This is a genomic window from Nocardioides sp., assembly GCF_035547795.1.
Classification (GTDB): domain Bacteria; phylum Actinomycetota; class Actinomycetes; order Propionibacteriales; family Nocardioidaceae; genus Nocardioides.
Genome location: NZ_DASZUF010000061.1, coordinates 1 through 7,892 on the forward strand (window position 1 = coordinate 1; position 7,892 = coordinate 7,892).

The following is a 7,892-nucleotide window of genomic DNA, read 5'->3' on the forward strand; positions in this document are numbered from 1 at the left end:
CGAGCACCGCGCCGCTCACGCCGTCACCGCTGCCCGCCGGGCTGCTCGTCGTCGACCTGTCGGCGCTGTGGGCCGGCCCGCTGTGCGGCCATCTGCTCGGGCTGCTCGGCGCGCAGGTGGTCATCGTGGAAAGCACGCGGCGGCCCGACCCGACGCGGTCGGTGGCCCCCGCGTTTCATCGGTTGCTGCGCGCGGGGGCGACCCACGTCACCGTCGACCTGGACACGGCGGCCGGCCTCGCCGAGCTGGCCGACCTGCTCAGCGGCGCCGACATCGTCATCGAGTCGACCCGCCCGCGGGCCCTGCACCAGCTCGGCATCCACCCGGCCGACGTCGTAGCGGTCGCGAAAGCGTGCAGCTGGATCTCGATCACTGCCTACGGCCGGGCGCACAACCGGGTCGGGTACGGCGACGACGTCGCCGCCGCGGCCGGACTGCTCGGGACGGGCTCGGTCTTCGCCGGCGACGCGCTCGCCGACCCCCTCACCGGAGTCCACGCCGCGGTCACCGCCCTCGCGAGCGCCGTGGCCGGCCGGTGCGCCGTGCACGACGTCGCGATGTACGACGTCGCGCGTGCCGCGCGCACGCCGGCTCCGCAGGCGTCGGTCGTCGAGCGTGACGGCGTCTGGCAGGTCGACGACGGCCGCGCCCTCACCGCCGTGCGGCAGCCCGCACCCCGGCCCGCGCCGTGACCGTCATCCGAGACGCCGAGGTCGAAGGCCGGCGGGTCAACGTGCGCTTCGACCGGCAGCTCGTGCGCCAGGTCTCGCCGCACGCGATGGCCCCCCTGGGCAACGAGGAGGTGATCGAGGCGGGCGGGGGCGCGCTCCTGCCGGGGCTGCACGATCACCACATCCATCTGCTGGCGACCGCACGGGCGCGGACCTCGATCGACGTCAGCGGAGGGATCGACGCGCTCTCCGGCGCGCCGGCGGGCACCGGATGGATCCGCGCGGTGGGCGGCTCTGACGATCTCGACGCGGCAGCGATCGACCGGGTCGCCCCCGACCGCGCGGTACGGGTCCAGCACAGCAGCGGGGCGATGTGGACGCTCAACACGGTCGCGCTGATCGCCGTCGGCGCGGCCGACTCGAACGAGCCGGGCATCGAGCGAGACGGCCGGGGTCGCCCGACCGGACGCCTGTTCCGCCTCGACGACTGGCTCCGGACGCGGGTGAAGGACGAGATGCCCGATCTCGGACCGCTCGGCCGCGAGCTGTCCTCGTACGGCATCACCGGAGTGACCGACGCGACTCCCCGGATCGGTCCGGGCGGTGAGCACGTCTTCGCGGCGCCGACGCTGCCGCAACGTGTGCAGCTGCTCGCCGAGGATGCACCCGCGCAATGCATCGTCGGGCCGCGCAAGATCGTGATCGCCGACCACGACCTCCCCGACTACGACCAGCTGCGCGAGGAGATCGCCGACGCCCGCGTCCTCGGCCGGGCGGTGGCCGTCCATTGCGTGAGCCGCGCGGCACTGCTGCTCGTCCTCGCCGTCTTCGACGAGATCGGAGCGGTGCGCGGCGACCGGATCGAGCACGCCGCGGTCGCGGACGCGGACGCGGTGGGCCGGCTCGCCCGGCACGGCGTCGCGGTCGTGACCCAACCCGGCTTCATCTTCGAGCGCGGCGACCGCTACCTCGGCGAGGTGCCGGCCGACGAGCTCGCCGACCTCTACCGGTACGAGTCGCTACAGGCGGCCGGCGTCACGGTGGTGCCGAGCAGCGACGCGCCGTACGGCCCGGTCGACCCATGGACGGTCATGCGCGCCGCGCGGGACCGTCGTAGCGCCAGCGGCGCACGCGTGAACATGAAGGAATGGGTCAGCGCGAAGATGGTGCTCTCGGGCTACCTCCGGCCGCTCGAGGCGCTGAGCGCTCCCCCGCGCCGGGTGCGCGCCGGCGTGCCCTCCGACCTCGTGCTGTTGCACCTGCCGCTCGCCGACGCCCTCGACGACCCTCGGGCCGAGCTCGTCGCGCGCACCTGGCATGCCACCTACAGGTAGCTGATCCCGGCCCCCGCGCCCTGCAGCTCGGCGGGCTCGCCGACGAAGGTGACCGCACCCTTCGCCATCACGTAGCAGATGTCCGCGAGGCGAAGCGCGTAGCTGAGGTACTGCTCGACCAGCACGATCGTCGTCCCGTCCGCCTTCAGCTGCTCGACGGCGTCGTAGAGCATCTGGACCACCAGAGGCGCGAGACCGGCCGAGATCTCGTCCATCATCAGGACCTTCGGGTTGGCGAGGAACGCCCGGCTCATCGCCAGCATCTGCTGCTCGCCACCCGACATGGTGCCCGAACGCTGCTTCATCCGGGTGCCCAGCGTCGGGAACATCTCCAGCACCCGCGACAGCTGCCGGCGCCGCCAGGCCGCGTCGACCCCCTGCGCCGACTCGGCGGCCAGCTCGAGGTTCTCGCCGACGGTCAGGCCGGGGAAGATGCCTCGCCCTTCCGGGACGAGCGTGAGTCCACGCTTCGCCCGGTGGTACGGCGACAACCCGTCGATGCGCTCGCCGAACAGGCGGATCGCCCCACCGGTCGACCGCACCGTGCCGGTCAACGCCCCGAGGGTGCTCGTCTTGCCGACACCGTTCGGACCGAGCAGCGCAACGACCGCGCCTTCGGGCACCGTCATCGACAGGTCGTGGATGACGGTGACCTTGCCGTAACCGGCGGCAAGGTTCTCGACCTCGAGCGCGGGCCGGCTCATCCCGCCGCCGCCTCTGTGCCCAGGTACGCCGCGCGCACCACCGGGTTCGCCCGGACCTCGGCGGGCGTGCCCTGGGCGATCATCGCACCGAAGTCCAGCACGTAGATCTGCTTCGACAACGACATCACCAGCTCGATGTCGTGCTCCACCAGCAGGATGGTCAGGCCGAGGTCGGCGAGCGAGGTGAGCACCGCGTGCAGGCGGTCGGTCTCCGGGCCGGACAGCCCGCTGGCCGGCTCGTCGAGCAGCAGTACCTGCGGCTCGGTGCACAACGCACGGGCGAGCTCGACCAGCCGCGACAGCCCGGTGGGCAGCGACCCGGCGGGCCGGTCGGCGAGCTCGGTGATACCGACCAGCTCCATCGCCTCGCGCACCTGCCGGAGGACCTCGGGGTTGTCGGGGTGGCGCAACGAGAACAGGTCCCGCCAGATCCGGCTGGCCGACCGGCCTTCGACCGCAACCTGGAGGTTCTCGGCCACCGACAGGCCGGAGAACAGCTCGAGGATCTGGAAGGTGCGCGCCATCCCGGCTCGGGCGCGCTTGTCCGGCGACATCCCGCGCAGACTGCGCCCGTCGAGGATTGTCTCGCCCCGCTCGGGGGTGAGGATCCCGCTGATCGCGTGGAAAAGAGTGGTCTTGCCGGCGCCGTTCGGTCCGATCAGGGAGGTCACCCGGCCCGGCTCGGCGACCAGACCAACATCGTTGAGCGCCAGGAAGCCACCGAAGCGCACGCTGATCCCGCGCGCTTCCAGCACCGCTCCGGGCAGCCGCTGGGCGCTCACGAGAGCAGCCCCTTCGCGAACGGCGACGGCTCCAGATCGTGTCCCGGAGGCGGCGCGGTCTCGGCCCGGGCCCGGGCCGCGGCGAAGGCGCCCAGGCTCTGTTGCGCCGGCGAGGGACCGATGCCGTCGCCCCGCACGAAGCGCAGCACCGTGCCGATCAGCCCGCCGGGCAGGTAGCCGATGAACAACGCGATCGTCCCGATCACGATCAGGCTCGCGAAGCTGTGGCCGACCGCCACGTCGACCGCGATGTACACGATCGCGCCGAGGATCGCGCTGACCCGGTAGGACAGGCCGAACACCACGACGGCGCCGAACCAGTACAGGCCGAACAGTGGCGAGAACGGGCCGTCGGGATTGACGTTCAACGTGCCGGCCTGCTGCACGATCAGGCTGCCCCCGATCGCGGCGATGAAGGCACTCGCACCGAAGATCAGCAGCTTGTAGCGGCGCAGCGAGATGCCCACGCTGACCGCGCCGCGCTCGCTGTCGCGCATGGCGCCCAGCACCCGCCCCAGCGCGCCGCTTCGAAGGTTGCGCACCAGGAGCAGCACCAGCGCGAGCACCACGAGCTCGAAGTACAGGAACGAGCGCGGTCCGGACAACGACCAGCCGAACAGGTCGGGACGGCCGGTGTTGCGACCGCTGGTCCAGTCCGGCTTCTGGAACACGAAGGCGTCGACCACCTGGGCGAAGGCCAGCGTGATCAAACCGAGGATCAGCCCCCGGCGCCGAAGCGCGGGATACCCGACGATCACCCCGATCGGGATCACCACCAAGCCCGCGATCAGCATCGCCAGCAGCACGGGCACGTGCGGGATGGAGGTCGAGACCGGCAGCGGGAGCAGCCCGTTGCGCAGCCGCACCGTGATGTAGGCGCCGAGACCGGCGAAGGCGGCGGTCGCGAGCGAGAGGTGGCCGCTGTAGCCGGTGATCGCCACGATCGCGAGGAAGGCGACCGAGTACGCGACCACCTCCTGCGCGATCGCGAGGTTGCCGTCGGTGAGCAGCGCCGGGACGACCACCGCGACCAGCACCATCGCCAGCAACCCCTGCACGGTCGCGGCCGGGCTGCGCCGGGCGATCCGGCTGAAGGTCGCGGTGACGACCCCGGCCGTCCCGTCCCCGGTCGCTTCGTCGAGGCTGCGGTAGACCAGCAGGAAGACGATCGTGGTGAGGACCGGCACCTGGACGTCGATGTCCGCCGGAATGCTCGGGATCCAGGACAGCCACGACCAGTAGTGCGGGGTGACGAGCGCCGAGCCCAGGCTGCCGACCAGCCCGATCCCGAAACCCGCCGCCACCGCGACCCCGATGTTGCGCAGCCGCGCCACGACCGCCACGCCGATGATCTGCAGCACCTGCAACGCGAGCGCGCCGTTCTGCAAGCCGACGATCGGAGCATCGAGCACCCCGGCGAGCGCCGCGAACGCGGCCGCGATCGCCCAGGAAAGCATCGAGATCTTGTTGGCGTTGACCGCGTACAGCTCGGCGAGGCCGCGCCGGTCGACCACCGCCCGGACCTGGCGCCCGAGCGGGGTGTAGCGGAAGACCAGGAGCAGCCCGCCGGCCGCGATCACGATCGCCGCGACGTTGCCGACGACGCTCCAGGACACCGAGACCGCGCTGTCACCGCTGCTGAGCTGGAACGCCTGGCCCGCGGAGAAAACGTTCTTGGGCTGGTAGGTGGTCTCGCCGTAGATGACGCCCCCGATGCCGAGCAGCAGGATCAGCACCCCGAGGTTCGCGACGAGCTTCTCGGCGGTGCCGGCCGAACGGCGCTGCAGCGACCGGAAGACCACCAGGTCCATCAGCATGCCGATGGCCGGACCGGCGCCCAGCACGACGATGAGCAGGCCGAGCCAGACCGGCAGTCCGTTGTTCTGAGTGAGCTCGTACATGATGAACGCGCAGACCGTGGCGATGCCGGCGAACGCGAAGTTGAACACCCCGGTGGCGCGGTAGGCCACCACGAGCCCGGTTCCGCCGAGCGCGGCGATCGCACCGATCGACATGCCGGCGACGAACTGCTGCCCCAGGTAGGACCAGCGGCCGGGCGCGGCCGCCAGCACCCAGAGCACGAAGATGGCGCCGGCGTAGACGCCCGGATGCTGCAGCCGCCTGGGGACCAGGTCCACCAGACGGCGCCAGGCGTCGTACTCGCGGCGCGGAAAGCCGGCAGTCGGATCGAGTGTCATGCGAGGGTCAGGCAGCGTCCGGGTGGCACATCCGGCACGGCTTGAGGTTGCGGCTGGTCACCTCGCCGCGGCTGATCCCCACGGTGTCCTTGCCCTGCACCATCGAGCACTCCGGCAGGTGGTAGCTGGTGCCTCTGGGCACCGCGCGGAACGGCTTGCCGCCGCTGCTGGCCGCAGGCGCGGCAGCGACCGCGTCAGTGCGCGCCAGCAGCACCGCGTGCAGCTCGGCCACCATCTGTTCGAGCCGGTCGAGCCGGCCGGAGTCACGGCGCAGGTCGTTGGTCAGGAAGATCCGGTTGCCGATCGCGATCAGCACGATCCCGATCAGGCCGGCACTGGCGATGTAGGGAAGCTGCTTGGCCACCAGCGCGTTGCCCGACACCCCCCACCAGCCGACGAACAGCGCGATCAGCCCGGCGGCGATGAACAGGTAGCCGAGATACGGCCGGATTCCCTCGACCAGCCAGGCGAAGCCGACCGACGGGGTGACCTCCACCCGCTCGGGCTCAGTGTGGCTCGCCGGTACGGCGCGTGCCGATGCCATCGTGTGCAGTCCCCTCTCGACCTACTTCGGTCCGGGCAGCCGTGGCGGGGTCCGGAACCTACCAATCAATGCCAGCACGCCCAGTGCGAACAACGGGAAGAACCACTCCAGGCGCTCGCTGACGTTCTCGAGCTGGTCGGCGACGTTGCGCTGTCCCTGGGCGACCACCGGCGGCCCGCCGGAACTGGTGCCGCCGGTCTGGCTGGACCCGCCCGGCGGCAACGAGCCGCCGCCTTGCGGGAGGTTGGCCCCGCCGGGCGGCACCGTGCCACCCGGGGGCTGCTCGACGCCGCCGGGTGCCGTGCCGCCGAAGTTCTCGCCGGGCTGGGCCATGCTGACCACGCCGACCTGGCCGAGCGCGATCTGGCCGTGGTAGGCCCCGTCCAGGGAGAAGCTGACCCCGGAGCAAGGATCGGGCACCCCGACCGGGAAGTGGATCGGGCACGGCACGCCCGGCGGAAGCGCGACCGTGATCGGGTTGGTGCCCTTGACGTTGCGGTCGAAGGTGATCAGCAACCCGGACGCCGCCACCGAGTGGCCGCTGTCGTCGTCACCGCGGGTGACGCTCGCCAGAGCGACGTGCACTCCCGCCCCGGCCAGCAGCTGGTTGACCGCCTTCTCGACCTGCTTGACGACGTTGGCCGGCAGGCCGTTGCCGTTCAGGTGGATGCCCGACCCGTCGATCGTGGCGGCCAGTCCGGCGACCGTGACGTCGGACAACACCGTGGTCGTGGTGTCCTTCGGTGGCTTGCCGGGCCGGGACTCCACAGTGGTGCTGGAACGCACGTGGCCGATCTGGAGCAGCTTGCCCCCGAGGTCGACGTTCGACAGGTTGGCTACCGCGGTCGTCGTGAGCGCGTCAGCGGTCGCGGTCTGCGACGTCGTGGTCCGCGCCGCGCCGATCGACACCACGCCCGCGATGTCGAGGTTCTGCGCGCGAGCGACCGTCGACGCGTCGTACTGATGTGCCTCGGCGTGCGACGACGCGGCGGCCAGTCCGAACCCGCTCTGGTCGACCGACACCGACGCCGGGCTCTTGCCGAGCACCGGCGCGCTGGCGCTCTGGTGCGCGGGGTACGACGCGTGCGCGTCGACCGGGTCGGGCGGCGGGAAGGACGGGATCAGGCCGGCGGTGATCTGCCCGATCGGGATCTGCGCACAGGTCGAGGCGCCGGCGGCGAGGCAGACCAGGCCCGGGATTCCGCCGAGGCCGTTGAGGTTCACGATGTGCCCGTCCGCCTGCGAGGTGCCGAAGCTGTCGAGCTTCGCCTCGGAGTGCGGCACCTCGACGTCCAGCGGGTCGGGCAGCGAGGAGAAGTCCGGGTTGCGCTGCAGCGTTACCTGGGCCCCGATCGCGGTCACCGCGCTCGAGTACGTGTAGTCCGGCGGCGCCGGCGCGTTGTCGGCGTTCGCCGACCCGGCGTCGACCGCTCCGAAGACCGCCAACCCGGTCGCCGCGAGCCAGGCCAAGGGTCGCCCCGGTCGGCGAAGCCGGCGGCGGATGGCGGACACCTTGCTCCCTAAAACTGGGGCATTGCAGCCTCAGGGTCGCTGGACTTGCCTTGTGGCGAGGCTCACAATATCGGATCATGCCGCGTCTGACATCGATGTCTAGCCCGACACTCCAGGCCAAGTCACGGCCAGGTAACGGCCGCTCCT

General features: G+C 71.6%; 7 protein-coding genes. 2 read left to right on the forward strand and 5 right to left on the reverse strand.

The window, feature by feature from the left end; genetic code table 11:
* The coding region (locus tag VHA72_RS04540; protein ID WP_325573254.1) for a CoA transferase at positions 1 to 692 on the forward strand (692 nt) is incomplete at its 5' end.
* Positions 689 to 2,005 carry an amidohydrolase family protein gene (locus tag VHA72_RS04545; RefSeq protein ID WP_325573255.1) on the forward strand — a complete coding sequence of 439 codons (1,317 nt, stop codon included), beginning with the start codon at positions 689 to 691 and terminating at the stop codon, positions 2,003 to 2,005. The genes VHA72_RS04540 and VHA72_RS04545, both read left to right, overlap by 4 nt.
* On the opposite strand, the gene VHA72_RS04550 is transcribed toward VHA72_RS04545, so the two are convergent.
* The 5 genes from VHA72_RS04550 to VHA72_RS04570 are packed head-to-tail and all read right to left on the reverse strand — an operon-like array spanning position 1,996 to position 7,703.
* Positions 1,996 to 2,709 (reverse strand): ABC transporter ATP-binding protein, encoded by a 714-nt coding sequence (locus tag VHA72_RS04550; protein WP_325573256.1) that lies wholly within the window; start codon positions 2,707 to 2,709, stop codon positions 1,996 to 1,998. The genes VHA72_RS04545 and VHA72_RS04550 overlap by 10 nt on opposite strands.
* On the reverse strand, positions 2,706 to 3,491 hold the full coding sequence (locus VHA72_RS04555) for an ABC transporter ATP-binding protein (protein ID WP_325573257.1): 786 nt from the start codon (positions 3,489 to 3,491) through the stop codon (positions 2,706 to 2,708). Before VHA72_RS04555 ends, VHA72_RS04550 begins: the two co-directional genes overlap by 4 nt.
* On the reverse strand, positions 3,488 to 5,689 hold the full coding sequence (locus tag VHA72_RS04560) for an ABC transporter permease (protein ID WP_325573258.1): 2,202 nt from the start codon (positions 5,687 to 5,689) through the stop codon (positions 3,488 to 3,490). Before VHA72_RS04560 ends, VHA72_RS04555 begins: the two co-directional genes overlap by 4 nt.
* 7 nt (positions 5,690 to 5,696) lie before the next feature.
* The gene (locus VHA72_RS04565; RefSeq protein WP_325573259.1) at positions 5,697 to 6,233 is read right to left on the reverse strand and encodes a hypothetical protein; all 537 of its coding nucleotides are present in this window, start codon (positions 6,231 to 6,233) and stop codon (positions 5,697 to 5,699) included.
* Positions 6,234 to 6,254: 21 nt separating this feature from the next.
* Positions 6,255 to 7,703, reverse strand: a complete 1,449-nt coding sequence (locus tag VHA72_RS04570; protein ID WP_325573260.1) for a hypothetical protein — start codon at positions 7,701 to 7,703, stop codon at positions 6,255 to 6,257.
* Positions 7,704 to 7,892 lie beyond the last annotated feature (189 nt).

Bases quoted from the DNA above. Each gene is read 5' to 3' on its own strand.
- VHA72_RS04550 (WP_325573256.1), bottom strand. From the start codon at position 2,709: ATGAGCCGGCCCGCGCTCGAGGTCGAGAACCTTGCCGCCGGTTACGGC.
- VHA72_RS04560 (WP_325573258.1), bottom strand. From the start codon at position 5,689: ATGACACTCGATCCGACTGCCGGCTTTCCGCGCCGCGAGTACGACGCC.
- VHA72_RS04565 (WP_325573259.1), bottom strand. From the start codon at position 6,233: ATGGCATCGGCACGCGCCGTACCGGCGAGCCACACTGAGCCCGAGCGG.